A 25,612-nucleotide genomic window follows, 5' to 3' on the forward strand; every position below is an offset into this window, starting at 1 on the left:
AATGCAGAGAATAGGAGAGATGTCATGGTTCTCGGGATGAGCCTGCAAGCCTTCACACTGGTCCATGTCATCATCAGCCTGATCGCCATCGCAGCGGGCCTGATCGTGATGTTCGGCCTGCTCGGCTCGAAGCCGATGCCGGGCCTCACTGCGATCTTCCTGCTGTTCACGATTCTCACCAACGCAACGGGCTTTTTGTTTCCGTTCAAGGAGCTCTTGCCCTCCTACATCATCGCCGGCATCTCGCTGGTGCTGCTCGCGATCGCCTGCATCGCGCTCTATGGCATGAAGCTCAAAGGCGCCTGGCGGCCGATCTACATCGTGACTGCGATGATCTCGCTCTACTTCAACGTCTTCGTGCTGATCATTCAGTCGTTCCTGAAGATCCCGGCGCTCGCCGCGCTCGCGCCGGCCGTGCCGCCGGCGCCGCCGTCCGGCCCGGTGTTCGCGGTGGTGCAGGGCATCGTGCTGGTGTTCTTCGTGGTCGTGACCATCGGCGCCTGGCGCCGCTACAGGCCGATGGCATTTGCCTGATCGCCCGATTCTGACCACCTCGCGCGGTGCGCGGCATCGACCTCGGATCATCGTGCAACCATCTTCGGGATGCAGGCTCGCGGGCCGCGAGCCCCGAAACGATTCTCAAAGGAGCACTTCATGCCCACCATCACCACCAAAGACGGTGTCGAGATTTTCTACAAGGATTGGGGCTCGGGCCAGCCGATCGTGTTCAGCCATGGCTGGCCGCTGTCATCGGACGACTGGGACGCGCAGATGATGTTCTTCGTCACCCGCGGCTATCGCGTCGTCGCCCATGACCGCCGCGGCCATGGCCGCTCGGCGCAGGTCTCCGACGGCCACGACATGGATCATTACGCCGACGATCTCGCGGCACTGACCGCGCATCTCGATCTCAAGAACGCCATCCATGTCGGCCATTCCACCGGCGGCGGCGAGGTCGTGCATTACATCGCCCGCCACGGCGAGGCGCGCGTCGCGAAGGCCGCGATCCTGTCCGCGGTGCCGCCGCTGATGGTGAAGACCGAGGCCAATCCCGGCGGTCTGCCGAAGAGCGTGTTCGACGGTCTCCAGGCCGCACTCGCCGCCAGCCGCACGCAATTCTACCGCGACCTCCCCTCCGGTCCGTTCTACGGTTACAACCGCCCCGGCGCAAAACCGTCGGAAGCGGTGATCCAGAACTGGTGGCGCCAGGGCATGATGGGCGGCGCGAAGGCGCATTACGACGGCATCGTCGCGTTCTCGCAGACCGACTTCACCGAGGATCTCAAGAAGATCAATGTTCCCGTGCTGGTGATGCATGGCGACGACGACCAGATCGTGCCCTACGCCGATTCCGCGCCGCTGTCGGCCAAGCTGCTCAAGAACGGCACGCTGAAGACCTACAAGGGTTTTCCGCACGGCATGCCGACCACGGAAGCCGAGACCATCAACGCGGACCTGCTGGCGTTCTTCAAGAGCTGAGCGGTTCGCTCTGACCCTGTCCCCCCTTGTGGGACAGGGGACCGGCGGCAGGGCGAATGCGTGTGATCATTTTCGGCGCGACCGGATATGGAGGATATCAATAGCGTCTAGCGCGCGAGCTGGATAATTTGAGCGGAAATTTCGGCGATCCTGCGCGTTGAAGCGGGATCAACCCCTCGAGGAGAAGTGTCGGTGATGTCTCCCCAGCTCAAACTGATCGCGCTCGATGCCGACGATCTCGCCGTGATCTCGGCCCATGTGCAGGATGCCCGGGTGCAGCCGTCCGACATCATCTGGCGGCAGGGTGAGAAGCGCCTGGTGGTCGGCATGAGCCGGCTGGACTGGGAGCAGACACTCGCCGGCGAGACCACGCCGCGCCGGCTGGTGTCGGCGCTTCGTTTCGACCGCGTGCTCGCCTGCAAGTCGCGCAACATCGACCTGGCCGCACCGGACAAGATCCTGGACCTCGTCGGCATCGAGTTTCACCCGCAGGACGGCCGCAACGAGGAGCCCGGCGGTAGCGCATTGCTGCTGTTCGCCCAGGGCGGCGCCATCCGCCTCGACGTCGAATGCCTGGAGTGCGAGCTGACCGATCTCGGGGCGGACGAACTGGGAACGGGAGTGGCAATAGAGGGGGAGGGGTGAGGCGGCCGGTATACCAGGGGAAGCAGCCCAGGCTGTTTGCTGGGCCTCCCAAGGGTGGACCAAGGGTCGACCAAGGGTTGACGCAGCTTCCCCGCCGCGCCATTGAGCAGGGGGCCGGTGAGCCGGACCGCGCGCCGTAAAACCAGCAGAAGCCAAGCCAAAATGCCCGTTCGTCTCGACCGCAGCAGCGCCGATTTCGACCAGCGATTCGCGGCCTTCCTCGCCGCCAAGCGCGAGATCTCGGCCGACGTCGAGGCCACCGTGCGCACCATCGTCGACGATGTGGCGAGGCGCGGTGATGCCGCCCTGCTCGAGGCCACGGCCAAGTTCGACCGGCTGACGCTGGATGCATCCGGCCTTCGCGTCTCGGCGGCCGAGGTCGAGACCGCGACAAGGGCCTGCGATGCCGCGACGCTGGACGCGCTCAAGCTCGCGCGCGACCGCATCGAGACTTATCACCGCCGCCAGCTGCCGAAGGACGAGCGCTTCACCGATCCGCTCGGCGTCGAGCTCGGCTGGCGTTACACCGCGATCGAATCCGCCGGCCTCTACGTCCCCGGCGGCACGGCCGCCTATCCGTCTTCGGTGCTGATGAATGCGGTGCCGGCCAAGGTTGCGGGCGTGTCACGCCTCGTGATGGTGGTGCCCTCGCCGGACGGCAAGCTCAATCCGCTGGTGCTGGCGGCCGCCTCGCTCGGTGGTGTCACCGAAATCTACCGCGTCGGCGGTGCGCAGGCCGTCGCCGCGCTCGCTCACGGCACCGCGACGATCGCGCCTGTCGCCAAGATCGTCGGCCCCGGCAATGCCTATGTCGCCGCTGCCAAGCGGCTGGTGTTCGGCAAGGTCGGCATCGACATGATCGCCGGCCCCTCCGAGGTGCTGGTGATTGCCGACGACACCGGCAATGCCGACTGGATCGCCGCCGATCTGCTGGCGCAGGCCGAGCACGATGCCAGCGCGCAATCGATCCTGATCACCGATTCCGCGCGTCTCGCCGCCGACGTCCAGAAAGCGGTCGAAGCGCAGTTGAAGACGCTGCCGCGCGCCGCGATTGCCGGCAAGTCATGGGCCGATTTTGGCGCCGTCATCATGGTGAAAAATCTCGCCGAAGCCGTTCCGCTCGCGGACGCGATCGCTGCCGAGCATCTCGAGATCATGACCAGCGATCCCGAGGCGCTTGCCGCAAAGATCCGTAACGCCGGCGCCGTGTTTCTCGGGGCGCATACGCCGGAGGCGATCGGCGACTATGTCGGCGGCTCCAACCACGTGCTGCCGACGGCGCGCTCGGCGCGGTTCTCCTCGGGGCTCGGGGTCGCCGATTTCATGAAGCGGACCTCGATCCTGAAATGCGGCCCGGACCAGCTGCGTGCGCTGGGACCGGCCGCGATGACGCTCGGACAAGCGGAGGGGCTGGATGCCCATTCGCGCTCGATTGGATTGCGCCTCAATCTGTCATGACAAAGCCGCCCGAACAGGACGACTCGACCAATCGTATCGTCGCGGTAACCCTCGACGAGGACTCGATCGGCCGTTCCGGGCCCGACATCGAGCACGAGCGCGCGATCGCGATCTACGATCTCATCGAGCAGAACCTGTTCGCGCCTGATGGCGCGGATGGCAAGGGCCCGTTCACGCTGCATATCGGCATCAGCGGCAACCGGCTGATGTTCGACATCCGCCGCGAGGACGGTACGCCCGTGGTCGCGCATCTGCTGTCGCTGACGCCGTTCCGCAGGATCGTGAAGGACTATTTCATGATCTGCGACAGCTACTACCAGGCGATCCGGACCGCGACCCCTGATAAAATCGAGGCTATCGACATGGGCCGCCGCGGCATCCATGACGAGGGATCGCGCACGCTGCAGGAGCGACTGAAGGGCAAGGTGCGGGTCGATTTCGAGACCTCGCGCCGGCTGTTCACGCTCATCACCGTCCTGCACTGGAAGGGCTAGGGCATGGCCCGGAAAAGTGTGCAGCGGTTTTCCGACAAGGCCATGCCCTCTACCAAAAGGGCCTAAGTGCGATGGCGGGTCCGCCACGCGCACGCGATCCGCAATCGGTGCTGTTTGCCTGCGCGATGAACAGCGTGCGCTCGCCGATGGCCGCGAGCCTGCTCCAGCACATGTTTCCGCAAGGCCTCTACGTGAAGTCTGCCGGCGCGAGAAAAGGCGAGCTCGATCCGTTCGCGGTATCCGTGATGGCCGAGCTCGGCCAGGATATCTCCAGCCACAAGCCGCAGACCTTCGAGGAGCTGGAGGATTGGGAGGGGCTCAATTTCGACCTCATCATCACGCTGTCGCCGGAGGCGCATCACAAGGCGCTGGAGCTGACCCGCACGCTCGCCGCCGATGTCGAATACTGGCCGACGCAGGATCCGACCACGATGGAGGGCAGCCGCGACCAGAAGCTCGCGGCCTACCGCGAGGTCTGCGACCAGCTCCTGATGCGGATCCGGCGACGGTTCGCGAAAGTAGGTGCTGCGAGCGGCTAGCTGCCGTAACACCCGCGTCACAGACTAAGGGCACACGCATGTCGGAAACCTCGAATCAGCAAAGTCCGGGTTCCCGGGTTGTGAAATCAGCCCCCTTCCGATAGGTTCCGCGCGCAATTCACCCCCTGCCAAATCTCCCAAAAATCACCTGATGCTCGGCCGCCCCAAATTCGTACTTGCCTCCGGTTCGCCGCGGCGCCTGTCGCTGCTCAACCAGGCCGGCATCGACCCGGATGCGCTCCGGCCGGCCGATGTCGACGAGACGCCGCGGCGGGGCGAGCTGCCGCGCGCCTGCGCCAATCGCCTGGCAAGGGCCAAGGCCGATGCGGCGCTCAAATCCGTGCAGCTCGACGACGAGCTGCGCGGCGCCTTCATCCTGTCCGCCGACACCGTGGTGGCGGTCGGCCGCCGCATCCTGCCCAAGGCCAATCTGGTGGACGAAGCCGCGCAGTGCCTGCGGCTGCTGTCGGGCCGCAACCACCGCGTCTACACCGCGATCTGCCTGGTGACGCCGCGCGAGGCGTTCCGCCAGCGCCTGGTCGAGACCCGCGTCCGCTTCAAGCGCCTCTCGGAGGATGACATCCAGGCCTATATCGGCTCAGGCGAGTGGCGCGGCAAAGCCGGCGGCTATGCCGTGCAGGGCATCGCCGGCTCCTTCGTGGTGAAGATGGTGGGCTCCTACAGCAACGTGGTTGGCCTGCCGCTCTATGAGACCACGACGCTGCTCGGCGGCGAGGGCTTCCCGATCCGCTTCGGCTGGCTCAACGCCACCGCGGTCTGACAAGAACTCGAAAACAACCCCATGCACAGTAGGATCGGCCCGCGGGGATCATGCGCGGCGGCCTGAAAATCCTGTTTGCCGCCGGGCCCTTGAATGCCCCGACCTCGTGTACAGGTATCCCGACGATGGACGACCAAATCAAAAAGCCCGCCGGGCCCCTCAAAACCTGCCCGATCTGCGGCAAGCCGCAGGCGCAGGCCACCCGTCCGTTCTGTTCCTCGCGCTGCCGCGACGTCGATCTGAACCGCTGGCTGAAAGGCTCCTACGTTATCCCCGGCCGGGACGACGACGGGGACGACATAGAATAGTAAATAATATCAATGCCTTATAAGGACGGTTGGCCTGCTTTGGCGAGCCCGCCCCACCTTGTACACAGCCGCGCTGCGCCCCGCGAAGCGTGGGTGGACAGGCCGCTCCGAGCCCACTATAAACCGCCCGCTCGATGGGCTTTGGCCCCTCTCTTGGAGCACGCCCAGGTAGCTCAGTTGGTAGAGCATGCGACTGAAAATCGCAGTGTCGGTGGTTCGATTCCGCCCCTGGGCACCATCCAGCTGCCGTAGCCAACAAACCATCCGCACGAACGCACGTCCCGGCGTAGCCCGAAGGGCGAAGCCAGATGGTTCGATTCCGCCCCTGGGCACCAAAACTCCGCTTTTCTTGCCCTGCAGCGGGATGTTGAGCGTCGTGGGGCTCGCCAATTCCCATATGGTCAAATCCAGGCCCGCAACCACACTTCGAGCAATAGCGCGACCAATGAGCGCCCCATTACGACGGCAAATTGCGTAGCCTTCGTTTCTTTGGCCGGCCGGAACGATATAGACCTCGCACGTCCTGCTGTTGAAACAGCTCACCGCACACGTCACGCAGCCATTGGCTTGCCGCGTCGTGATGGAAGCGGGCATGCCAGTATTGCTTCACTGTAAACCCGGTGATCGCCAGCGGGCATTCGAGCACGCGCAGTCCATAATAGTGGGCGAGCGTTTCGCCAATGTGCCTTGGAAGGGTGGCGATCAGGTCGGTCGTCCCGACGATTGCGGGTAACCCCAGGAAGCCCGGCAGCTCGAGCGCGACATCGAGGACGATCTGCTGCGCCTTCAGCGCGTCGGCGAGCAACTGATGTCCGGTGCCGGAGCGAATGAGGACGTGCGCCTCACGCCCGAAATCCTTCAGCGTGATGCGGTCGCCGATCCGAACATGTTTTGCGTTCGCCAGGCAGACCCAATCCTGCGGAAAGAGTGCCTGTTGGAAGTGTCCAGCGTCGAGGTCCGAGATGTAGCCGAGCGCCAGATCGGCCTCGCCAGACTGCAGCATTCGCGGGGTATCGCCGCCGATCTGCGCCGCTTCGATGCGGATGCCTGGCGCAACGCGGCGAACGTGGGCGAGGATGGCCGGAAGCAGCGTGATGTGGCTCGCATCCGTCATGCAGATGACGAAGCGGCGCTTTGCAGTCTCCGGATCGAACTCTGGGCGAAGCTCGGCCAGACGTCGCAGCATCTCCAACGCCTGCCGGGCCGTGCCGATGAGAGCCTCGGCCCGCGGCGTCGGCAGCATTCCTTCCGCCGACCGGATGAAGAGCGGATCGTCCAACTCCCTTCGCAGGCGCGCCAGCCAGATCGAAATGGTCGGCTGGCTTTGACCGAGCCTCTCGGCTGCCTTGGTGACGCTGCCCGTGGAGAACAACGCGTCAAACAGCCGGAGCAGGCGCGGCTCCAGCAGGTTCGTCTCGGAGAGGTCCCGGTGCTTCATTGCAATCTGCAATAATGGATATAAAGATCATAGCATATCCAAATACAGGGTGGATTGCTACCACGCCTCCGACGCCCAAAAAGGCGCGGGAGAAACGTGCGGATGAGGATCTGCTTTATCGGAGCGGGAGCCTTGGGCTCGACCATCGGCGGCACGCTGGCGCGCGGCGGTGCCGAGGTCTGGCTGGTCGATCCGTTTCGAGCTCATGTCGAAGCGATCAATGCCGGTGGTCTACGGATGCTCGAAGGTGGTGCCGAGACCGTCGTGAAGGTCTCTGCCTGCACCTCCGCGGACCAGGTCGGCAATGTGGCGGACCTCGTCATTGTCCTCGTCAAATCCTACCACACGCGGGATGCGATCCGGGCGGCGGCGCCGATCATCGGACCGCAGACGGTCGTGATGTCGCTGCAAAACGGCCTTGGCCACGAAGACATCCTTTCGGAGGTAGTCGGTCGTGACAGGGTCATGGCAGGCAAGACCTATGTTGGCGGCGTGATGCTCGGACCCGGTCATGTTCGCTCCGGGGTCGTCGGCAAGGAAACCATCATCGGCGAGCTCGATGGACGCTTGACGGAGCGTGCATGGCGGATTTCCGAGACGTTCAATCGTGCTGGCGTTCTCACGCTGCTGAGCGACAACATCCTGGGCACGATGTGGGACAAGCTCTTCATCAACGTTGCCGGCGGCGGAATCACCGCCGTTACCGGCCTGACTTATGGCGGTCTCTATTCGCTGCCGATCCTGGAAGATTGCGCGCTGGCGGCAATCTCGGAAGGCATCGCGGTGGCGCAAGCTGCCGGCGTGAAGATTTCGATTGCCGATCCGCGCCTTGCCTGGACGATGGCGTCTGCCGGACTGCCGCCCGAGTTCAAGACGTCGATGTTGCAGAGCTTGCAGTCCGGCAATCCGACAGAGGTCGATTACATTCACGGCTCCGTCGTGCGTTGGGGCGCCAAGCTCAACGTGCCGACCCCCGTCAACGCGACCCTCGTCGCGTTGGTCAAAGGGCTCGAATACGCCCGCGGCGATTATCCGGGAAAGGCCTGAGACGATGTCGTTGCCCCGCGCTTATGTCGAACACGTCGCGATCCGCGTGCCGGATGTCGATCGTCACGTCGGCTTCTTTCGTGAGGTGCTCGGTCTTGCCATTCGCGACGAGCAGCCCGCCGAAGGTGCGCGCCCGCGTCAGGTATGGGTGCTCGGAAGCGTGCAACTCATCGAGGATTCGCATTTCGTCGGACCGGAGGGACGCCTCGCCCATCTCGGCATCATGGTCGACGACTACGAAGGCGTCCTCGCCCGCGCCGCCGCCTGGGGCGCCAAGGCGCTGCCTGCGGGGCCGAACTGGCTCGAGCTGCCGGGCGGCCTCAACGTCGAAATCCTGCCAGCGAGCGCAGGCGCCGTGGAAGCCGCCCTGGCGATCAATCCCCGTGCCTAGAGAAAGACGCGACATGACCGACGAACGCTACTGGGACGATGCCAAGGTCGGTGACGAATGCGTCACCCCCGCAGTGACGGTCACGGAAGCGATGGTGAATGCCTATGCCGAACTGACGGGTGATTTTACGCCCGTTCACGTCGACGAGGAATACGCCAAGACCACTCCCTTCGGCACGCGCGTCGCGCACGGGCTGTTTGGACTGTCGCTGGCCGACGGTTTGAAGACCCGCGCCGACTATCGCTTCCTTCCGGGAATGTCGCTGGGCTGGTCGTGGGATTTCAAGCTGCCGATCAAGCTCGGCGACACCGTGCATGTGAAGTTCCGCGTCGGCTCGATGCGCACGACGAAGCGTGACGGGTGGGGCATCGTGGTGCTGCCCTCGGAGCTGATCAATCAGCGCGGCGAAGTGGTGCAGCTCGGCGAGCACCGGCTGATGATTCCGATGCGCCCGAAGACCAACGCGGCAGGAGAGCAGGCATGACTGCACAGGATCTGCCGCTCAAAGGCATTCGCGTCATCGACTACAGCCATTTCCTGGCAGGCCCATTCATGGGCCGTTGTCTCGCCGCGATGGGCGCGGAAGTCATCAAGGTGGAGCGTCCGAAAGCCGGCGATGCGGGCCGCGCCCACGGCTATTTCAAGGGCGGACAATCCGGCTACTTCCTGCAGCAGAACATGGGAAAGCAGGGCCTGTGTATCGATCTGCGCGACAAGCGTGGCCTCGACCTGATGATGAAGCTGGTCGACACAGCCGACGTATTCATCGAGAACTACCGTCCCGGCGCGCTCGAGCGCCTCGGGCTCGGTTACAAGGCGCTGTCGGCGCGGAATCCCAAACTGATCTACTGCTCGGTCTCCGCCTATGGCCATACCGGTCCCTATGCCGATCGTCCGGGTTTTGGCCTGATCGCGGAGGCGATGTCGGGCGCGCTGGCGCAACTGGGCAATCCCGGCGAAGCGCCGCCGCTGCTGCGGATGCCCTTGGCCGATATGTATACCGGCATTCATGGCGTTGCGGCCATCAATGCGGCTCTCGTTGGCCGCGGATCGTCCGGGCGCGGCCAGCATGTCGATCTGGCGCTGTACGATTGCATGGTCTCGATGCACGACTATGCGGTGCAGCGCTACTTCCTCTCCGGCGGTACCGACCTGCCGAAGCAGACCGGCAGCGGTCAGCCGGACTCGACCGTCTACGGCATCTTTCCGGCCAAGGACGGCAATCTTGTCATCGCTGCGCAAGTCGATGATGCGTGGCGCCGACTGGCGAGCCTGATCGGTGGCAACGCGTTGTCATCCGACGAACGCTTTGCCACGCCGGCCGTGCGCAACGCTCACTATGCCGAAGCGATGGAGATCGTGCGCAACTGGACGCTGTCGCAGCCATCACGGGATGCCTGTCTTGCAGCGCTGGAGGAGGCGGGTGTGCCGTCCGCTCCCGTGCAAAGCATCGAAGAGGTCGTAAAGGATCCGCAGGTTAAGGCGCGCGGCATGCTGGTCGAACAGGAGCATCCGGTCCTCGGCAAGGTGACGCTGCCGAACCTGCCGTTCCGCTTCTCCGATTGCGATACCACCGTGCAAACCCCAGCGCCGCTGCTCGGCCAGGACAATCGCCGCATTGCAGAGTCGCTGGGACTTTCGGCCGAGCTCGTCGAGGCGATGGTGCGCGACGGCGTCCTCTACAACGAAGCCGCGGTGCGGGAGTGAGCCATGAGCGATCGTTATGCGGTGATCGGCAATCCGATCGGCTTCAGCAAATCACCCCTCATCCATGGCACTTTCGCCAGAATGACAGGAGAGGACGTCTTCTATGAGGCGATCGAGGCCCCACTCGGTGGCTTCGACGCACGAGTTGACCAATTCCGGACGGAGGGTGCCAAGGGGCTCAACATCACCGCGCCGTTCAAGCTCGACGCCTTCGCCTATGCAAATGAGCTTTCCGAGCGCGCCGACCGAGCTGGCGCCGTAAACTGCCTGAAGTTCCAGGGCGATCGGATCATTGGCGAGAATTTCGACGGGATCGGCCTGGTGCGTGACATCACCGTCAATCTCGGCGTCAAAATGGCCGGACGTCGCGTCCTGATGCTCGGTGCCGGCGGCGCGGCGCGTGGCGCGCTGCTGCCGCTCCTGCGCCAGGAGCCGTCCGAGCTGGTTCTCGTCAACCGAACGCTGTCGAAAGCGGTCGCATTGGCCGAAGAGTTTGCCGGCTGTGGCCCGCTGATCGTCAGTGGCTACGCTGAGCTCGCCGACCTCGCCGAAGGCTACGACGTCGTGGTCAACGCAACCTCGGCCAGCCTGCGCGGTGAGATGCCGCCGCTTCCAGGCAATGTCTTCCGCGGTGCGGAGCTGGCGTACGAACTCGCCTACGGCAAGGGATTAACTCCCTTTCTGCAAGCGGCCCGCGCCGAAGGCGTAGCCAAGCTCGCCGACGGCGTCGGCATGCTGGTCGAGCAGGCGGCGGAAGCTTTTGCCTGGTGGCGCGGCGTTCGACCGAGCACGGCTCAGGTCATCGCCGAACTGACCATCCCCCTGAGCTGACGAGTGATGCCGGGCATGCATTCCAAACCCAGCTTCCTCGTCGGTCTGATCGGCAGCGGCATCGCTGCGTCCCGCACCCCGCCCATGCACGAAGCGGCGGCTGACGCAGCGGGCATCCGGTATCTCTACAAGAAAATCGATCTGACTGAGTTGAAGCTTGGTGCCGAAGCGCTCCCGGACCTGCTCACGGCGGCAAAGCGGATGGGCTTTGACGGGCTGAACATCACCCACCCCTGCAAGCAGGCGATCCTTCCACTGCTGGATGAGCTTTCGCCTGACGCAGAGGCGCTTGGTGCGGTGAACACAGTTGTCATCAGGAATGGCCGAATGACCGGCCACAACACCGACTGGTTCGGCTTCGCCGAGAATTTTCGCCGCAACATGCAGGGTGCGCCGCTCGGCCGCGTGGTCCAATTCGGCGCGGGCGGAGCGGGCGCGGCGGTTGCGTTCGCGCTGCTGAAGCTTGGCGTGCAGGAGCTGATCATCATCGACGTGGATTTGGCCAAGGCGCAAAGCGTGGTCGATGGATTGTCCTCTCGATTCGAAAAGGGGCGCATAAAAGTCGGCCAGGATGTCGTCACGGTCGCGGCTGCGGCAGACGGAATTGTCAACGCGACGCCGATCGGCATGGACAAATATCCGGGCACGCCGCTGCCGACGGCCTTGCTGCGTCCCGATCTGTGGGTCGCCGAGATCGTCTATTTCCCGCTCGAAACCGCGCTGCTGCGTGCGGCGCGTGCCCTCGGTTGCCGCACCGTCGATGGCGGAGGCATGGCGATCTTTCAGGGCACCGAAGCATTTCGCCTGTTCACGGGCATCTCACCTGATCCGGACGTCTTCATCGCCACTTTTGCCTCCCTGGGAGGGTGACGTCAGGCCGATGGGCGAGCGGCACGCACAACGCCCGAGGGGAAACGCAAGATGGGCTACACGCTCGATTTCTCGGTCGTTTGGCATGCCATGCCCGCGCTGCTGTGGGGATGCGTGGGTACGTTGGGCCTGGCGCTGGCCGGCATGACGCTCGCGATGGCGATCGGTGTCGCCGGCGTCGCGGCACGCGATTCGAGGGCGGCATGGTTACGGGCTCTCGTCATCGGCTTCGTCGAGCTCGTGCGCAATACACCCTTCCTGGTGCAGATCTTCTTTCTGTTCTTCGCCCTGCCGCTCGTCGGATTGAAGCTCAATCCGACCGCCACCGCCATTATCGCGCTCGGTGTCAATGGCGGCGCCTACGCCATCGAGATCATCCGTGGCGGGGTGCAATCCATTCACAAGGGACAGGTGGAAGCGGGCTACGCGCTCGGCCTGCACAAAGGACAGGTATTCCGGTTCATCGTGCTCAAGCCCGCGCTTCGCGCGATCTATCCCTCGCTCACCGGTCAGTTCATCATGCTGACGCTGACCTCGTCGATTTGTTCGGCCGTGTCGGCCTACGAATTGACGTCGGTTGCTCAGCGCATCGAAAGCGACACATTCCGTAGCTTCGAGGTCTATTTCTCCGTCACCTTCCTCTATCTCGCGATTTCCTGGCTGCTGATGCTGGGCTTTGCGGTCATATCTCACCGCTTCTTCTCATATCCGACACGCTGAGGGGGGCGATCATGACACCGCATTTTGGCCTTCCCGAGTTCGGTTTCCTGCTGCGCGGGCTGCAATGGACCGTGCTGCTGACGCTGGTTGCATTCGCAGGCGGCTGCACGGCGGGGCTCGCCGTCGCATTGCTGCGCACCTGTGGTCACAAGGGCGTGGAATGGATCACCCGCATCTACATCGGGATTTTCCAGGGCACGCCGCTGCTGCTGCAGCTTTTCGTGGTGTATTACGGATTGGCGCTCACCGGGCTGAAGCTCGATGCCTTCGTGGCGGTGGCGATCGGCTTCACGGTGAATGCCTCCGCCTTTCTCGGCGAGATCTGGCGCGGCGCGATCCAGGCCGTGCCGCGCGGGCAGACCGAGGCGGCGATGGCGCTTGGACTGCACTATTCGTCGCGCATGCGCGACATCGTGCTGCCGCAGGCAATTCGCATCTCGCTGCCCGCGACCATCGGCTATCTCGTGCAGCTCATCAAGGGCACGTCGCTCGCCGCCATCGTCGGCTTCATCGAACTCGCTCGCGCCGGTCAAATCGTATCGAACCAAACCTTCCAGCCGTTGCTCGTCTTCGGCGTGGTCGGCGCGATGTATTTCATCCTCTGCTGGCCACTGTCGTGGTGGGGCAGTCGGATGGAGGCCAGGCTTGCCCTGGCCAGTCAAAGGTAGGAACGGCGCACCTATCCAATCACAAACAGCCATCACCAGGAGGAGATACTCATGTTGTTTTCACCCAATCGTCGCCAGTTCGGGGTCGTGTTAACGGCGTTGGCGGCCATCGCCATCGCAGGCAAATCGCAGGCCGGCACGTTGGACGACGTGAAGAAAAAGGGCGTCGTCGTCATCGGCATTCAGGGCGACAATCCTCCCTGGGGTTATGTCGACAGCTCGGGAAAGCAGGATGGCATCGATGCCGACATGGGGCGTGCCTTCGCCGACTATCTCGGCGTGAAGGCCGAGTTCGTTCCGCTGGCGGTGGCCAATCGTATTCCGGCGCTGACCACAGGTCGCGTGGACATTCTGTTCGCGACCATGGCCATGCTGCCCGAGCGCGCGAAGGCGGTGCAGTATTCCAAGCCCTACGTTGCCAATGAGATTACGCTGGTTGCAGCCCAGGCAACGCCGATCACCAGCAATGCCGATATGGGCAAGTACGTCATCGGCGTTCCCCGGTCCTCCACGCAAGACACCCAGGTCACCAACAGCGCTCCGTCAGGTACCGAAATCCGCCGGTTTGATGATGATGCGGCCACGATCCAGGCGCTGCTCTCGGGTCAGGTGCAGGCCGTCGGCGCCAACAGCTTCTACCCGCAGCGTCTGAATGCCGCAAAGCCCGAACTTGGGTTCGAGCCCAAGCTTCACTTCATGGCTCTGTACAACGGCGCCTGCACGCGCCTCGGAGAGAAGGAGTGGAACGAGACGGCCAACAAGTTCATCGACCAGATCAAGTCGAATGGCAAGCTGGCCGGCTTCTACGCCAAATGGATGAAGGCCCCCGTGCCCATCTTCCCGGACTCGGTCCCCGGCGTTCCCTTCACCGTTCAGTAGCCACTGGCGAGCGGCCGACGCGCCATCCGCGTAGGCCGCCCTCCGATAGCGGAGCCGAATCCATGCAGGACAATATCCTGATCGAAATGAAGGGCGTGCAGAAGTGGTACGGCGGGTACCAGGCGCTCCGCGACGTCGATCTCACCGTTCGCAAGGGCGAGAAGATCGTGCTCTGCGGTCCGTCCGGATCGGGCAAATCGACGCTGATCCGCTGTATCAACCGCCTCGAGGCGATCCAGCAGGGCAGCATCGTGGTGAACGGTCATCGGTTGGACGACAGCATCAAAGCAATTGATGTGGTACGTCAGGACGTCGGCATGGTCTTTCAGAGCTTCAACCTTTTTCCGCATATGACGGTCTTGCAGAACTGCATGCTCGCGCCCATTCGCGCGCGCCGCATCGGCAAGGCCGAGGCGGAAGCGATCGCGCGAAAATACCTCGAGCGCGTGCGCATCGGAGATCAGGCCGAGAAGTATCCGGCTCAGCTTTCGGGCGGCCAGCAGCAGCGCGTCGCGATCGCGCGAGCGCTCTGCATGCAGCCCAAGGTCATGCTGTTTGATGAGCCGACCTCTGCCCTTGATCCTGAAATGGTGAAGGAGGTGCTCGATACGATGATCGGCCTCGCCAACGACGGCATGACCATGATTTGCGTCACCCACGAGATGGGCTTTGCCCGCCAGGTCGCTGATCGCGTCATCTTCATGGCCGAAGGGCAGATCATCGAAGAAGGCGCGCCCGACGCTTTCTTCCGCAATCCCCAACACGCCCGCACCAGGCAGTTCCTTGGCGAAATCCTCGCCCATCACTGAACGGAGTTCTCTTATGAGTCGCCTTGTTTACGTCCTCAACGGCCCAAATCTCAATTTGCTCGGCAAACGCCAGCCCCACATCTATGGCCACGAGACGCTTGCGGACGTGGAGCGGGATTGTAGGGCGTTGGCCGGGGAACTCGGGCTGGAGATTCGCTTTCACCAGTCGAACAGGGAATACGAGCTGATCGATTGGATCCACGAGGCGCGCGAGACAGCTGCGGGGATCGTGATGAATCCCGCGGCCTTCACCCATACGTCAGTCGCCATCCTGGACGCTCTGAACACGTTCGAGGGGACGGTGATCGAGGTACACATTTCCAATGTGCACAAGCGCGAGGAATTCCGCCACCACTCGTTTGTCTCCAAACGGGCTGATGGAGTCATCGCGGGCTTCGGTACGCAAGGTTATCTGCTCGGCTTGCGTCGCGTGGCCAAACTGCTTGACGAGAAGAAGGGATAGCATCGCATGAGCGCACCTGTCCGGCTGTCAGTGATGGGAGCGGGCCTCATCGGCAAGCGACACATCGAGCACATTCTCGCGCGGCCGGAGGCGATGCTGTCGTCGATCGTCGATCCCATGCCGGCGGCTCGGGAGTTGGCGGCGTCGCTGAAGGTGGACTGGTATCCCTCCTTTCAGGACATGCTCTCCGGAAATCGGCCTGAGGGGATTGTCGTTGCCACCCCCAACCAGATGCACGTGGCCAACGGGATGGATTGCATCGCAGCGCGCATCCCGGCGCTGATCGAGAAGCCGCTCGCGGATGACCTCGCCGCTGCGCAGGGGCTGGTCGAGGCCTCGGAACGGGCGGGTGTGCCGTTGCTCACCGGTCATCATCGCCGCCACAACCCGATGATCCAGCGAGCCAAGGCAGAGATCGACAGCGGCCGGCTCGGCCAGATCGTGTCGGTGCATGGCATGTTCTGGCTGATCAAGCCGGACGATTATTTTGATGTGGCCTGGCGCCGCGAAAAAGGAGCGGGGCCAGTTTTCCTGAATCTGATCCACGATGTCGACCTGCTGCGGTACCTGTGCGGGGATATCGTCGCAGTACAGGCTGCCCAATCCAATCGGCTGCGGGGCAACGCGGTTGAAGAGACAGCGGTCATCATCCTGCACTTCGCCTCGGGCGCGCTGGGAACGGTCAATGTCTCCGACACCATCCAGTCGCCTTGGAGCTGGGAATTCACGGCCGGCGAGAACCCGGCTTACAGTCACACGCCGGAGGCCTGTTACCAGATCGGCGGCACCAGAGCATCGCTCGCAATTCCGCAACTGGATCTATGGCATCACCCAAGCAAGGCCAGTTGGTGGGCGCCGATCGAGCGTGAGCGGCTGAGCTACGAGAAGGAAGACCCGCTCGGCCTGCAGATCGCAAATTTCTGCGGCGTCATCCGCCGCACGGCCGAGCCTGTGGTGAGCGGGCGCGAAGGCCTCGAAACGCTCAGAGTGATTGATGCGGTCAAGCGCGCAGGGGAAACCGGAGCTCTCGTGTCGATTTGAGAACGGAAGTATGTTCTACGGCTCGCTGGTTGGGCTGTTCTGAACGTGCGAATTCTGCGAATGTCATCATGCCACAAGGCTGAGGAAAAGCGGCGGTTCACCCTGTCGGTGGTTGCGTATGTTTCCTTCCTGGACGCCGTTTTCATACCAAGCAGAACCGCGAACCATTGGCGTCAGCATGCAGTTGCTGATCTGGACAGAAACGGACGGTTAGCGCCGGGCGCGTCGCGCGTCAGTCGAAATGCCGCCGACGACGGAGCAGATCGCTGCGCCGATCATGATTTTTAGGAGACATGCGCGGCCATCCTGGCGCGAGGCTTCGGTTGCAAGCGTCTATTTGATGCGCGCCACGCGATTGGGTCCTCAGGGACGCCGGACGGCCGTGCGAAAGCCGCAGGCGTGCTTTGGGCGGCCTATTGGCCGGGTTGGGAGCTTGGCAAATAATTGTATAACGATATCAATTGTATAATGGTTTGCTTCGCTGCTTCACAAGCCGCGCTTGGCCCGACCACTCTCTTCCCCGCATCGCAGGTTTGCTACCGGACGCCCGTCCGATTATCCTCCAGGTTGCAGCGTCTGCATCTGAGTTGCCGCGCGGCGCTCCGACGGCGACAATCCGCCGGCAGATGCAACATCTACTGCAACCTCTTTGTATAACGTCTTGGGTTTCGCCGGTGGGAATCGCGGACAGCATGGAAGCCACCGCACTTGACCTCGGCCTGCGCGGCGCAGTTGCCGGTCTCTTCCTGATGATCATGGTCGTGACCTTGGGGCGTGTTCGCCCGCTGGATACGATCAAATGGCTCAGCGTCGCCATGGCCGCCTCCGGCGCGCTCTACGCGATCGTGACGGCACCGCTCGTGCCCAAGGCCTCGGTCTGGTGGGTCATGCCGCTCCTGGGCGCCAATCCGGTGCTGGTCTGGTTGTGGGCGCGCGCGGGCTTCGACGACGATTTCGTGGTTCGGCGCTGGCATGGCCTGCTGTGGCTGGCCGTCGTCGGCGTCTGGTTCTCGGTGATCTTCACATGGACGACATGGCCTGACTTCGCCAAGGCGGGCGTTCGATCGATGTCGATCCTGGGGATCATCCTGTCGCTCTCCGCAGCCGTGCAGACGCTCAGGACCTGGAAGACCGACCTTGTCGCCGGCCGGCGTCGGCTTCGGCTCGCGATCCTGATTCTGGCGCTACTCATTGTGGTCTTGCTGTCCGTCCCGGACGTGACGTCGATCTCGGCCAAGAGCGTCGGCTTGTCAGGCAGCCTGGCCACCTCAGCCGCTCTGCTGGCAATCGCCGCACTGGCCGGATGGAGCCTGTTCCACCCCCCGCCGGCTATTTCCGCGGCCGTCGCGAGGACCGCTGCAACTGGATCCGAAAATGCAGATCGTGCGACGCCGATCAGGGCGGCCGATCGCGGTCGCGATGCCACAGCATCGTTGCTGCTGCGTCGGCTCGACATCCTGATGACGGTCGAACGGGTCTATCGGCAGGAAGGCCTCACCATCGGCGCCCTCGCGGCCAAGCTCGACGTGCCGGAATACAGGCTCCGGCAGGCCATCAACGAGGGCCTCGGCTATCGCAACTTCAATGCCTTTCTCAACCGTTATCGCATCGGGGAAGCCAAGGCGGCGTTGTCCGATCCCGGTCAACGGGACGTCGCGGTGCTGACCATCGCCATGGACGCCGGTTTCCAGTCGATCGGTCCGTTCAATCGCGCGTTCAAGGCCGAGATCGGCCTGACGCCGACGGAATTCCGTCGTGACGCACTTGCCCGGTCGGCGGCCATGGCATCGAAAAATTTGGCATTGGAAAACGACGAAGAACTTCAGAATCGGCCAATCCCGTTGAAAATCGGCTAGCCGAATTCTGTAACGGGCGAGAGAGAGCTCGCCGGAGCAGGCAAGCTGTGGAGATGGATGACAGGACGCGATCGCTCCGCTCTCTCATGATCGAACGGTCCCCACCGGCCGGGTCTTCGTCGCGGCCGCGACGATGGCTGCTTCCGGCCGTCGGGAGCTTGATCGCCCTGATCGTCGCGGGAAGCGGCGTGGTGCTCTGGCTCGGTAGCCCAATGCTGCCGGCGCAGGCACCCGCCGTCGCGGAGCCGTCTCCCCAAATTGCCCAGTCCGACAGTACGGTTCAGAAGAGCGTGGCGCCTGCGCCTGGGAGCACGGGCAGCCTGATCGCGTCCGGCTACGTCGTGGCGCGCCGCAAGGCCACCATCGCGGCCGAGGTCACCGGCAAGGTTGTCGACCTCTTGGTCGACGAGGGCATGGTGGTGCAGGCCGGCCAGGTTCTCGCCAGGCTCGACGATGTCCTGGCCGACAAGGATTACGCGCTGGCGCAGGCGCGCGCCGAGGCCTCCGAAGCGGCCGTGGCCGCAATTGCCGCTGACCTCGCCGACGCCGAGCGAATCCTCAATCGAACCCAGACGCTGTCGGGGAAGAACTATGCCACCGAGGCCGATCTGACCAAGGCGCAGGCGAGAGCCGGCGTGCTGCGGGCCCAGCTCCACCAGGCGGAAGCCCAACTCGCGGCGGCGCGACTCGAGGCCCAGCGCTACGGCGAGGTGCTCGGCAAGCACCGGATCCGCGCGCCGTTCGCCGGCGTCGTGGTCGATCGCAGCGCGCAACCGGGCGAGATGATCTCGCCGCTGTCCGCCGGCGGCGGCTTCACCCGCACCGGCATCTGCACCATTGTCGACATGGACTCGATCGAGATCGAGGTTGACGTCAACGAGGCCTCGATCGGCCGCTTGCATGCCGGCACCCGCGTCGAAGCGGTTCTCGATGCCTATCCGGACTGGCGCATCCCGGGCGCCGTCATCGCCATCGTGCCGACCGCCAATCGCGAGAAGGCGACCGTCAAGGTTCGCGTCGGCATGGACGTGAAAGACGCGCGCATTCTGCCCGACATGGCGATCAAGGTGACCTTCCTGGACGACGGCGCGCCCACCACGGCGCGATCCGATTCCCCTTAAAGCACATGCGGGAGCAAGACCCATGACGTCGCCGACGGACCCGATGATCGACATCGTCGATCTGTGCAAGCGTTTCACCAAGGGGAAGGAGACGATCACCATCTTCGATGGTCTCAACCTTGCCATCCCGAGCGGCGATTTCGTCGCCGTGATGGGACCGTCGGGGTCCGGCAAGACCACGCTGCTCAACCTGCTCGGCGGCATCGACCGGTGCGACGCAGGTGCGATCGAGGTCGCCGGTGAACGCCTTGATCGCCTGTCCGAGGGCGAATTGTCGCGCTGGCGCGCATCCCATATCGGCTTCATCTTCCAGTTCTACAATCTGATGCCGATGCTGACCGCGGCGCAGAACGTCGAATTGCCGCTGCTGCTGACGCGGCTCGGCCGCAAGGAGCGGCGGCAGCGGGTCGAGACGGCGCTCGGCGTGGTCGGGCTCGCAGATCGGGTCAAGCACTACCCCAAGGAAATGTCGGGCGGGCAGCAGCAGCGCGTCGCCATCGCGCGCGCCATCGTCTCCGATCCGGCGCTGCTGCTATGCGACGAGCCGACCGGAGATCTCGATCGCACCACCGCCGACGAGGTGCTGTCGATCCTGCAGGTGCTCAACCGCGACCTCGGCAAGACCATCGTGATGGTGACCCACGATCCGGCGGCGGCGCAATACGCCAAGCGATCGCTGCATCTCGACAAGGGCCACTTCATCGAGAAGGAGCTCGCGGCATGAACGATTTCGTCCTGATCCGCAAGAATCTGTTCCGCCGCAAATTGCGGGCTATCCTGATGATGGTCTCGATCCTGATCGCGTTTGCGATCTTCGGCGTGCTGGCGAGCTTCGAGCGCGCCTTCAACGCCGGGCAGGACCGCGCCACGCCCGATCGCCTGGTGGTGCTCAACAAGATCAACTTCACCCAGCCCTTGCCGATCTCCTACTACAATCGCGTCGCCGCCATCGACGGCGTCGCCCAGATCACCCATTTCAGCTGGTTCGGAGGCTATTACCAAGAGCCGAGGAACTTCATCGCTGCCTTCGCGGTCGATCCCGAGCACTGGATGAATCTGCGCGACAGCGACTTCGTGTTCTCCCCCGAGGCGCGCGCGGCCTTCATCCGCGAGCGCACCGGCGTTCTGGTCGGGGCGCGCCTGATGGAGAAGTGGGGCTGGAAGGTCGGTGATCATATTCCGATCTCCAGCAGCATCTGGTCCCAGAAGAACGGCTCGCACGCCTGGGACTTCATCATCGTCGGCAGCTTCACCGCCCGCATACCGCAGGCCGACACCAACGTCATGCTGATGGGCTACGACTATTTCAACGAGACCCGCTCGTTCGGCAAGGATTTGATCAGCTGGCTGGCGCTGCGCACCACGTCCGTGGCCGCGAACGAGCGCGTGATCGATACCATCGACGGGATGTTCGCCAATTCGCCCTGGGAGACGACGACCGACAGCGAGAAGGCCTTCAGCAAGGCGTTCGCCGCCCAGCTCGGTAACGTCGCGCTGATCGTCGAGCTGGTGGTCGGAGCGGCCTTCCTGACGATCCTGATGATCGTGGGCAACACCATGGTGATGACGGTGCGCGAGCGCACGAGCGAAATCGGCGTGCTGAAGACGCTGGGCTTTTCCGGTGGCCGCATCCTGCGCATGGTGCTCGGCGAATCGATCCTGCTGGCGCTGCTCGGCGGCCTGCCCGGCCTCGGCGTCGCGCTTCTCATGATCACGCGGGTGCGGGACAGCCTGATGAGCTTCGTACCGACGCTGTCGCTCTACCCTGACATCGCAGCGGCGGCGGTGGGATTGATGGTCGTGTTCGGCATCATCACGGGCCTGGTGCCGGCGCTCAACGCGATGCGCCTCAATATCGTCACCGCGCTCGGACGGAGCTGACCCGATGCGCTCGATCATCCTGCAGACCCTCGCGGTCACCGCCATCAATCTCAAGAGCCTGCCGCAGCGGCTGTGGCTGTCGCTGGCGACCGTGATCACGGTCGGCCTCGTCGTCACGGTCCTCCTGGCGTTCCTCTCCATGGCCAACGGCTTCCGTCGCACCATCGCGGATTCCGGTGCGGAGGATATCGCCGTCGTGTTGCGCAGCGGCGCGGTTTCGGAGATCAACAGCGTGGTGCTGCGCGACCAGGCCCGCCTGATCGAGGACGGTCCCGGCATCGCCAGGGGACCCGACGGAAAACCGCAGACCTCGGGCGAACTCTACCTGACCGTCAACGGCATCAAGCGCAGCACCGGGACCAAGGCGAGCCTGCCGCTCCGCGGCCTCGGCCCGCAGGGGCCGGGCTTGCGTCGCGGCGTCGTCATCACCGCGGGCCGGATGTTCAATTCGGGCAGCAACGAGATCATCGTCGGCAGGGCGCTGGGCAAGGAATTCGAGGGCTTTGAGCTCGGCCAGACGGTGACTTTCAACAACACGCGATGGACGGTGGTCGGGATCTTCGCCGCCGCCGGCAGCGTGTTCGAATCGGAGATCTGGGCCGATCTGCCGGTGTTGCAGAGCCTGTTCAAGCGCACCGGCGCCGTCCAGACCGTGCGGGCGCGGCTGACCAGTCCGGCGGCGCTCGAGACGTTGCGCGCCTACAGCGACAACGATCCGCGCCTCAAGCTCGATGTGATGTCCGAGGCCGCCTATTTCGCGCAGCAGGCGTCGAACACGTCGGACCTGATCCAGAAGCTCGGCTGGCCGCTGGCGATCGCGATGGCGTTCGGCTCGCTCGCCGGCGCGCTCAACACGATGTACTCCTCGGTCGCGGCCCGGGCGACCGAGATCGCGACCTTGCGCGCCATCGGGTTCGGCGGCTTTTCGGCGTTCGTCGGCACGCTTGTGGAGTCGCTGATCCTGGCTGCGATCGGCGGCGTGATCGGCGCCGCAGCCACCTATCTGGTCTTTGACGGCTTCACCGCCTCGACCATGGGCGCAAGCTTCAGCCAGGTGGTGTTCAACTTCCAGCTCAGCCCGCGCCTGATCGGCCAGGGCCTGCTGCTCGCGCTCGCCGTCGGTCTGTTCGGCGGAGTTTTTCCGGCATTGCGCGCGGCGCGCATGCCGATCGTCGCGGGGCTGTATGGGTGACTCTGACGACTTAGACCAGCTTCTTCCTCTGCCCCAAATACCGCAGCGCCAGCTTGATGAAATTGTGCACGACCATCGAGGTCTCGTCCTCCCTGAACACCAGGAACACGTCGGCAGCGGGCGGTGAGGGGCGGATGGGGCGAAAGGCGATATCGGCTGTGGTGAAACGCGCGATCGACTGCGGCACCAGCGCGACGCCGAAGCCGGCGGCGATCAGGCTCGGGATCGACTGCGCGTCGACGACCTGCTGGGACACTTTTGGCAAAAAGCCGGCATCGACGCAGCAGCTCTGCACATAGCGTGCGAAATCGGAGCTGTCGGGGTCGAGGACGACGTGATCTTCCGACGCCAATTCGCTGAGCGCGACGCGCTTGCGTTTGGCCAGATGGTGCGTGCGCGGCACGGCGAGAACGACCTCTTCGCGCCATGCCAGCTTGCTGGTCAGCTCGCGCTCGGCGGGAACGCCGCGGATCAGCGAGATGTTGGTGGTGCGGTTGAGCAGGGCCGCGATCTGTCGTGCCGGGGCCTGCTCGTGCACGGTCATCTTCACCAAGGGCGCGACCTGCCGGTAGGCCGCGAGCAGCTCGGCGAGACGGCCGCGCAGGATGGAGCCGGTCGCACCGAGATCCAGCGTTCCGACCAGGCCGGCGCCGATCGAGCGCACCTCGTCTTCCGCCGACTTGACCTGTTGCAGGATGGCGCGGCCGCGCAGCAGCATCGCTTCGCCGGCCTGCGTCAGCTCCACCTTGCGGCTGGTCCGGTAGAGCAACTGGGTGCCGAGCTCGGCCTCGAGGGCCTGGACATGCTGGCTGAGCGGCGGCTGCGACAGGTTCAGCCGCCGCGCCGCGAGGGTGAAGCTGCGCTCTTCGGCCACCGCGATGAAATATCTCACCTGGCGAAGATCCATAGCGAAACCCTCTTGATCGTGTCGTTCTATATATTGGACTTGATGTCGCACCTGGTCAACGAATGACCGATGCAGCCGTCGTCCGCCCTGCAAAGCGGCCAATGGCCCTGCACGCAGCGGCGTCGCGACGCCGCCAACGACAAGAATGGCGAAAGGCTCGAGCCGCCGACCAAGCCAGCCAGACACAAGTCCCGCAAGCGAGGAAAGCCATGCTCAAAACTTTCATGCCCAACATCTTCAAGTCACTCTTCTTCCAGGTCGTCGTCGCGCTCGCGCTCGGCATCGCGCTCGGGATGGCCTATCCCGATACGGCCTTGCAGATGAAGCCGCTCGGTGACGGCTTCATCAAGCTGATCAAGATGCTGGTGCCCGTCATCGTGTTCTGCGTCGTGGTGCAGGGCATTTCGGCGGCCGGAGACCTTTCGAAGGTGGGAAGGGTCGGCATCCGCTCGCTGCTCTATTTCGAGATCGTCACTACCATCGCCTTGGTGTTCGGCATCGCGCTCGCCTATTACTTCAAGCCCGGCGCCGGAATGAACATCGATCCCTCGACGCTCGATGCCAAGGCCCTCAGCGGCTTCAGCCAGACCGCGGCCCAGGTCGCCGGCGGCGGCGTCTCCGAATTCCTGATGAAGCTGATCCCCTCGACCATCGTCGGCGCGTTCTCTTCCGGCGATGTCCTGCAGGTCCTGATCGTCTCGATCATGTTCGGCTGCGCCGTGTCATTGTGCGGCGAGCGCGCAAGGCCGGTCGTCGATTTCATCGAGCGCGTCAACGAGATCATCTTCAAGATGATGAACTTCGTCGTCCGCCTCGCCCCGATCGGCGTGTTCGGTGCGATCGCGTTCACCGTCGGCAAGTACGGCATCGGTTCGCTCAAGCAGCTCGGCGGCCTCGTCGGGCTGTTTTATCTGGCAGTCGTTCTGTTCGTGGTGGTCGTGCTCGGATCGATCATGCGTCTATCAGGCTTCAGCCTGTTCAAGCTGCTGGCTTACTTGCGCGAAGAGCTGATGATCGTGCTCGGCACCGCCGCCGGCGACAGCGTGCTGCCGCAGACCATGCGCAAGCTCGAGCTGCTCGGTATCAAGCGCTCGACCGTCGGCCTCGTCATCCCGACCGGCTATTCGTTCAACCTCGATGCGTTCTCGATCTATCTGACACTGGCGGCGGTCTTCATCGCGCAGGCGACCAATACGCCGCTGGCCCTGGGCGACCTGCTGGCCATCCTCGGCGTCGCGCTGCTCACCTCCAAGGGCGCACATGGCGTTCCGGGCTCGGCGATCGTCGTCCTCGCCGCGACATTGTCGGCCATTCCGGCGATCCCGGCGATCGGCCTGGTGCTGATCCTGTCGGTGGACTGGTTCATCGGCATCGCTCGCGCGCTCGGCAATTATGTCGGCAACTGCGTTGCGACGGTCGTCGTCGCCGCATGGGAAGGCGACCTCGATCGCGCCAAGGCGCATCGCATCCTGAACGGCGAGATCGATCCCTCGCGCGAGACCTTGCAGGCCGAGCCTGCAGGCGCGGCGGCTCCCGTCGCTGGGCTGCAAACGCTCTGAGCGCGGAAACAGAGGTGGACGATGGCGACACTTTCGATTGAACCGCTGACGAAGCAAGCCTTCGCGCCGTTCGGCGAGGTCATCGAATCGGACGGGGCGATCCCCCTGTCGATCAACCAGGGCTTTGCGAGGCGCTTCAACGACCTCGCCAATATCGATGTCGCCGCCGAAGGCGGACAGACCAATATCAGCTGGTTTGTCGCCTCCCTGCGTCCGGCGCCGATCGCAATCCGCCTGATTGAGCGCCATCCGCTGGGAAGCCAGTTGTTCATGCCGCTCGATGGTGCGGACTGGCTGGTCGTCGTCTGCTCCGACCCGCGCGATGCCGCGAGCTACCGGGCATTCGCGGCGACGGGGCAGCAAGGCGTGAACTATGCCCGCAATTGCTGGCATCACCCGCTGCTGGTGCTCGAGGACGCAAGTTCGTTCCTCGTCGTCGACCGCAAGGGCGACGGCAACAACCTCGAAGAATATTGGCTGGACGAGACCATGCAGCTCGCTCTGATGCCTGACCACCACGAGGCCTGA

29 protein-coding genes and 1 tRNA gene are annotated in these 25,612 nt (G+C 63.9%); 28 read left to right on the forward strand and 2 right to left on the reverse strand.

What is annotated here, in order from left to right:
• The first annotated feature begins 24 nt into the window (after window positions 1–24).
• The 9 genes from XH91_RS05280 (at window position 25) to XH91_RS05320 (ending at window position 5,942) form a co-directional block, all read left to right on the forward strand.
• The gene (locus XH91_RS05280) at window positions 25–534 is read left to right on the forward strand and encodes a hypothetical protein (protein WP_128949596.1); all 510 of its coding nucleotides are present in this window, start codon (window positions 25–27) and stop codon (window positions 532–534) included.
• A 120-nt stretch (window positions 535–654) separates the two neighbouring features.
• Window positions 655–1,479: an alpha/beta fold hydrolase gene (locus XH91_RS05285; protein WP_128949597.1), complete on the forward strand. Its 825-nt coding sequence runs from the start codon at window positions 655–657 to the stop codon at window positions 1,477–1,479.
• A 195-nt stretch (window positions 1,480–1,674) separates the two neighbouring features.
• Complete coding sequence (locus tag XH91_RS05290) at window positions 1,675–2,124, forward strand: DUF2948 family protein (RefSeq protein ID WP_164938321.1); 450 nt, start codon at window positions 1,675–1,677, stop codon at window positions 2,122–2,124.
• Window positions 2,125–2,286: 162 nt separating this feature from the next.
• Window positions 2,287–3,582, forward strand: coding sequence for a histidinol dehydrogenase (hisD, locus tag XH91_RS05295; RefSeq protein ID WP_128949599.1), 1,296 nt, complete (start codon window positions 2,287–2,289; stop codon window positions 3,580–3,582).
• Window positions 3,579–4,076 (forward strand): UPF0262 family protein, encoded by a 498-nt coding sequence (locus tag XH91_RS05300; protein ID WP_128949600.1) that lies wholly within the window; start codon window positions 3,579–3,581, stop codon window positions 4,074–4,076. Before hisD ends, XH91_RS05300 begins: the two co-directional genes overlap by 4 nt.
• A 71-nt stretch (window positions 4,077–4,147) precedes the next feature.
• Entirely contained in the window at window positions 4,148–4,615 is a 468-nt protein-coding gene (locus XH91_RS05305) for an arsenate-mycothiol transferase ArsC (protein ID WP_128949601.1), read from the forward strand.
• Window positions 4,616–4,766: 151 nt separating this feature from the next.
• Window positions 4,767–5,396: a Maf-like protein gene (locus tag XH91_RS05310; protein ID WP_027530337.1), complete on the forward strand. Its 630-nt coding sequence runs from the start codon at window positions 4,767–4,769 to the stop codon at window positions 5,394–5,396.
• Window positions 5,397–5,521: 125 nt separating this feature from the next.
• Window positions 5,522–5,704, forward strand: a complete 183-nt coding sequence (yacG, locus tag XH91_RS05315) for a DNA gyrase inhibitor YacG (protein WP_128954734.1) — start codon at window positions 5,522–5,524, stop codon at window positions 5,702–5,704.
• Between the two features lie 162 nt (window positions 5,705–5,866).
• Window positions 5,867–5,942, forward strand: a tRNA-Phe gene (locus XH91_RS05320).
• A 219-nt stretch (window positions 5,943–6,161) separates the two neighbouring features.
• On the opposite strand, the gene XH91_RS05325 is transcribed toward XH91_RS05320, so the two are convergent.
• Window positions 6,162–7,142: a LysR family transcriptional regulator gene (locus tag XH91_RS05325; RefSeq protein ID WP_128949602.1), complete on the reverse strand. Its 981-nt coding sequence runs from the start codon at window positions 7,140–7,142 to the stop codon at window positions 6,162–6,164.
• A 102-nt stretch (window positions 7,143–7,244) separates the two neighbouring features.
• Between XH91_RS05325 and XH91_RS05330 the strand changes: the two genes are divergently transcribed.
• The 17 genes from XH91_RS05330 to XH91_RS05410 all read left to right on the forward strand — a co-directional run bounded on the left by XH91_RS05330 (window position 7,245) and on the right by XH91_RS05410 (window position 22,618).
• Window positions 7,245–8,189 (forward strand): ketopantoate reductase family protein, encoded by a 945-nt coding sequence (locus tag XH91_RS05330; protein ID WP_128949603.1) that lies wholly within the window; start codon window positions 7,245–7,247, stop codon window positions 8,187–8,189.
• A 4-nt stretch (window positions 8,190–8,193) separates the two neighbouring features.
• Window positions 8,194–8,580: a VOC family protein gene (locus XH91_RS05335; protein WP_128949604.1), complete on the forward strand. Its 387-nt coding sequence runs from the start codon at window positions 8,194–8,196 to the stop codon at window positions 8,578–8,580.
• Between the two features lie 13 nt (window positions 8,581–8,593).
• On the forward strand, window positions 8,594–9,064 hold the full coding sequence (locus XH91_RS05340; protein ID WP_128949605.1) for a MaoC family dehydratase: 471 nt from the start codon (window positions 8,594–8,596) through the stop codon (window positions 9,062–9,064).
• On the forward strand, window positions 9,061–10,287 hold the full coding sequence (locus XH91_RS05345) for a CaiB/BaiF CoA transferase family protein (RefSeq protein WP_128949606.1): 1,227 nt from the start codon (window positions 9,061–9,063) through the stop codon (window positions 10,285–10,287). Before XH91_RS05340 ends, XH91_RS05345 begins: the two co-directional genes overlap by 4 nt.
• Before the next feature lie 3 nt (window positions 10,288–10,290).
• Complete coding sequence (gene aroE / locus XH91_RS05350) at window positions 10,291–11,118, forward strand: shikimate dehydrogenase (RefSeq protein WP_128949607.1); 828 nt, start codon at window positions 10,291–10,293, stop codon at window positions 11,116–11,118.
• Window positions 11,119–11,133: 15 nt separating this feature from the next.
• On the forward strand, window positions 11,134–11,988 hold the full coding sequence (locus XH91_RS05355; protein WP_128949608.1) for a shikimate dehydrogenase: 855 nt from the start codon (window positions 11,134–11,136) through the stop codon (window positions 11,986–11,988).
• 51 nt (window positions 11,989–12,039) lie between these two features.
• Complete coding sequence (locus tag XH91_RS05360; protein ID WP_128949609.1) at window positions 12,040–12,708, forward strand: amino acid ABC transporter permease; 669 nt, start codon at window positions 12,040–12,042, stop codon at window positions 12,706–12,708.
• Window positions 12,709–12,719: 11 nt separating this feature from the next.
• Window positions 12,720–13,376 carry an amino acid ABC transporter permease gene (locus XH91_RS05365; RefSeq protein ID WP_084805020.1) on the forward strand — a complete coding sequence of 219 codons (657 nt, stop codon included), beginning with the start codon at window positions 12,720–12,722 and terminating at the stop codon, window positions 13,374–13,376.
• 51 nt (window positions 13,377–13,427) lie between these two features.
• Complete coding sequence (locus XH91_RS05370) at window positions 13,428–14,255, forward strand: transporter substrate-binding domain-containing protein (RefSeq protein ID WP_128949610.1); 828 nt, start codon at window positions 13,428–13,430, stop codon at window positions 14,253–14,255.
• A gap of 62 nt (window positions 14,256–14,317) precedes the next feature.
• Window positions 14,318–15,064 carry an amino acid ABC transporter ATP-binding protein gene (locus XH91_RS05375; protein ID WP_128949611.1) on the forward strand — a complete coding sequence of 249 codons (747 nt, stop codon included), beginning with the start codon at window positions 14,318–14,320 and terminating at the stop codon, window positions 15,062–15,064.
• A 13-nt stretch (window positions 15,065–15,077) separates the two neighbouring features.
• Complete coding sequence (aroQ, locus tag XH91_RS05380) at window positions 15,078–15,527, forward strand: type II 3-dehydroquinate dehydratase (protein WP_128949612.1); 450 nt, start codon at window positions 15,078–15,080, stop codon at window positions 15,525–15,527.
• A gap of 6 nt (window positions 15,528–15,533) precedes the next feature.
• On the forward strand, window positions 15,534–16,568 hold the full coding sequence (locus XH91_RS05385; RefSeq protein ID WP_128949613.1) for a Gfo/Idh/MocA family protein: 1,035 nt from the start codon (window positions 15,534–15,536) through the stop codon (window positions 16,566–16,568).
• A 692-nt stretch (window positions 16,569–17,260) separates the two neighbouring features.
• Window positions 17,261–18,424, forward strand: a complete 1,164-nt coding sequence (locus XH91_RS05390) for a helix-turn-helix domain-containing protein (RefSeq protein WP_128954735.1) — start codon at window positions 17,261–17,263, stop codon at window positions 18,422–18,424.
• A gap of 158 nt (window positions 18,425–18,582) precedes the next feature.
• A complete protein-coding gene (locus tag XH91_RS05395; protein ID WP_206736854.1) occupies window positions 18,583–19,545 on the forward strand; it encodes an efflux RND transporter periplasmic adaptor subunit in 963 nt (320 codons plus the stop codon).
• Between the two features lie 22 nt (window positions 19,546–19,567).
• Window positions 19,568–20,269 (forward strand): ABC transporter ATP-binding protein, encoded by a 702-nt coding sequence (locus XH91_RS05400; RefSeq protein ID WP_128949615.1) that lies wholly within the window; start codon window positions 19,568–19,570, stop codon window positions 20,267–20,269.
• Window positions 20,266–21,426, forward strand: coding sequence for an ABC transporter permease (locus tag XH91_RS05405; protein WP_128949616.1), 1,161 nt, complete (start codon window positions 20,266–20,268; stop codon window positions 21,424–21,426). The genes XH91_RS05400 and XH91_RS05405 overlap by 4 nt, the downstream gene beginning before the upstream one ends.
• 4 nt (window positions 21,427–21,430) lie before the next feature.
• Window positions 21,431–22,618, forward strand: a complete 1,188-nt coding sequence (locus XH91_RS05410) for an ABC transporter permease (RefSeq protein ID WP_128949617.1) — start codon at window positions 21,431–21,433, stop codon at window positions 22,616–22,618.
• Window positions 22,619–22,628: 10 nt separating this feature from the next.
• Here XH91_RS05410 and XH91_RS05415 read toward each other — a convergent pair whose 3' ends face one another.
• Window positions 22,629–23,525, reverse strand: coding sequence for a LysR substrate-binding domain-containing protein (locus XH91_RS05415; protein WP_128949618.1), 897 nt, complete (start codon window positions 23,523–23,525; stop codon window positions 22,629–22,631).
• A gap of 224 nt (window positions 23,526–23,749) precedes the next feature.
• On the opposite strand from XH91_RS05415, the gene dctA reads away from it, so the two are divergent.
• A complete protein-coding gene (gene dctA, locus XH91_RS05420) occupies window positions 23,750–25,084 on the forward strand; it encodes a C4-dicarboxylate transporter DctA (protein ID WP_128954736.1) in 1,335 nt (444 codons plus the stop codon).
• 21 nt (window positions 25,085–25,105) lie between these two features.
• Window positions 25,106–25,612, forward strand: coding sequence for an ureidoglycolate lyase (locus XH91_RS05425; RefSeq protein WP_128949619.1), 507 nt, complete (start codon window positions 25,106–25,108; stop codon window positions 25,610–25,612).

The organism is Bradyrhizobium guangzhouense (genome assembly GCF_004114955.1).
GTDB lineage: Bacteria > Pseudomonadota > Alphaproteobacteria > Rhizobiales > Xanthobacteraceae > Bradyrhizobium > Bradyrhizobium guangzhouense.

Bases quoted from the DNA above. Each gene is read 5' to 3' on its own strand.
- XH91_RS05400 (WP_128949615.1), top strand. From the start codon at position 19,568: ATGACGTCGCCGACGGACCCGATGATCGACATCGTCGATCTGTGCAAG.
- XH91_RS05305 (WP_128949601.1), top strand. From the start codon at position 4,148: ATGGCGGGTCCGCCACGCGCACGCGATCCGCAATCGGTGCTGTTTGCC.
- XH91_RS05285 (WP_128949597.1), top strand. From the start codon at position 655: ATGCCCACCATCACCACCAAAGACGGTGTCGAGATTTTCTACAAGGAT.
- XH91_RS05385 (WP_128949613.1), top strand. From the start codon at position 15,534: ATGAGCGCACCTGTCCGGCTGTCAGTGATGGGAGCGGGCCTCATCGGC.
- XH91_RS05375 (WP_128949611.1), top strand. From the start codon at position 14,318: ATGCAGGACAATATCCTGATCGAAATGAAGGGCGTGCAGAAGTGGTAC.
- XH91_RS05415 (WP_128949618.1), bottom strand. From the start codon at position 23,525: ATGGATCTTCGCCAGGTGAGATATTTCATCGCGGTGGCCGAAGAGCGC.
- XH91_RS05405 (WP_128949616.1), top strand. From the start codon at position 20,266: ATGAACGATTTCGTCCTGATCCGCAAGAATCTGTTCCGCCGCAAATTG.
- XH91_RS05300 (WP_128949600.1), top strand. From the start codon at position 3,579: ATGACAAAGCCGCCCGAACAGGACGACTCGACCAATCGTATCGTCGCG.
- aroE (WP_128949607.1), top strand. From the start codon at position 10,291: ATGAGCGATCGTTATGCGGTGATCGGCAATCCGATCGGCTTCAGCAAA.
- hisD (WP_128949599.1), top strand. From the start codon at position 2,287: ATGCCCGTTCGTCTCGACCGCAGCAGCGCCGATTTCGACCAGCGATTC.
- XH91_RS05330 (WP_128949603.1), top strand. From the start codon at position 7,245: ATGAGGATCTGCTTTATCGGAGCGGGAGCCTTGGGCTCGACCATCGGC.
- XH91_RS05290 (WP_164938321.1), top strand. From the start codon at position 1,675: ATGTCTCCCCAGCTCAAACTGATCGCGCTCGATGCCGACGATCTCGCC.
- XH91_RS05425 (WP_128949619.1), top strand. From the start codon at position 25,106: ATGGCGACACTTTCGATTGAACCGCTGACGAAGCAAGCCTTCGCGCCG.
- aroQ (WP_128949612.1), top strand. From the start codon at position 15,078: ATGAGTCGCCTTGTTTACGTCCTCAACGGCCCAAATCTCAATTTGCTC.
- XH91_RS05355 (WP_128949608.1), top strand. From the start codon at position 11,134: ATGCATTCCAAACCCAGCTTCCTCGTCGGTCTGATCGGCAGCGGCATC.
- XH91_RS05390 (WP_128954735.1), top strand. From the start codon at position 17,261: ATGGAAGCCACCGCACTTGACCTCGGCCTGCGCGGCGCAGTTGCCGGT.
- XH91_RS05365 (WP_084805020.1), top strand. From the start codon at position 12,720: ATGACACCGCATTTTGGCCTTCCCGAGTTCGGTTTCCTGCTGCGCGGG.
- XH91_RS05345 (WP_128949606.1), top strand. From the start codon at position 9,061: ATGACTGCACAGGATCTGCCGCTCAAAGGCATTCGCGTCATCGACTAC.
- dctA (WP_128954736.1), top strand. From the start codon at position 23,750: ATGCCCAACATCTTCAAGTCACTCTTCTTCCAGGTCGTCGTCGCGCTC.
- XH91_RS05325 (WP_128949602.1), bottom strand. From the start codon at position 7,142: ATGAAGCACCGGGACCTCTCCGAGACGAACCTGCTGGAGCCGCGCCTG.
- XH91_RS05410 (WP_128949617.1), top strand. From the start codon at position 21,431: ATGCGCTCGATCATCCTGCAGACCCTCGCGGTCACCGCCATCAATCTC.
- XH91_RS05370 (WP_128949610.1), top strand. From the start codon at position 13,428: ATGTTGTTTTCACCCAATCGTCGCCAGTTCGGGGTCGTGTTAACGGCG.
- yacG (WP_128954734.1), top strand. From the start codon at position 5,522: ATGGACGACCAAATCAAAAAGCCCGCCGGGCCCCTCAAAACCTGCCCG.
- XH91_RS05360 (WP_128949609.1), top strand. From the start codon at position 12,040: ATGGGCTACACGCTCGATTTCTCGGTCGTTTGGCATGCCATGCCCGCG.
- XH91_RS05310 (WP_027530337.1), top strand. From the start codon at position 4,767: ATGCTCGGCCGCCCCAAATTCGTACTTGCCTCCGGTTCGCCGCGGCGC.
- XH91_RS05335 (WP_128949604.1), top strand. From the start codon at position 8,194: ATGTCGTTGCCCCGCGCTTATGTCGAACACGTCGCGATCCGCGTGCCG.
- XH91_RS05340 (WP_128949605.1), top strand. From the start codon at position 8,594: ATGACCGACGAACGCTACTGGGACGATGCCAAGGTCGGTGACGAATGC.
- XH91_RS05280 (WP_128949596.1), top strand. From the start codon at position 25: ATGGTTCTCGGGATGAGCCTGCAAGCCTTCACACTGGTCCATGTCATC.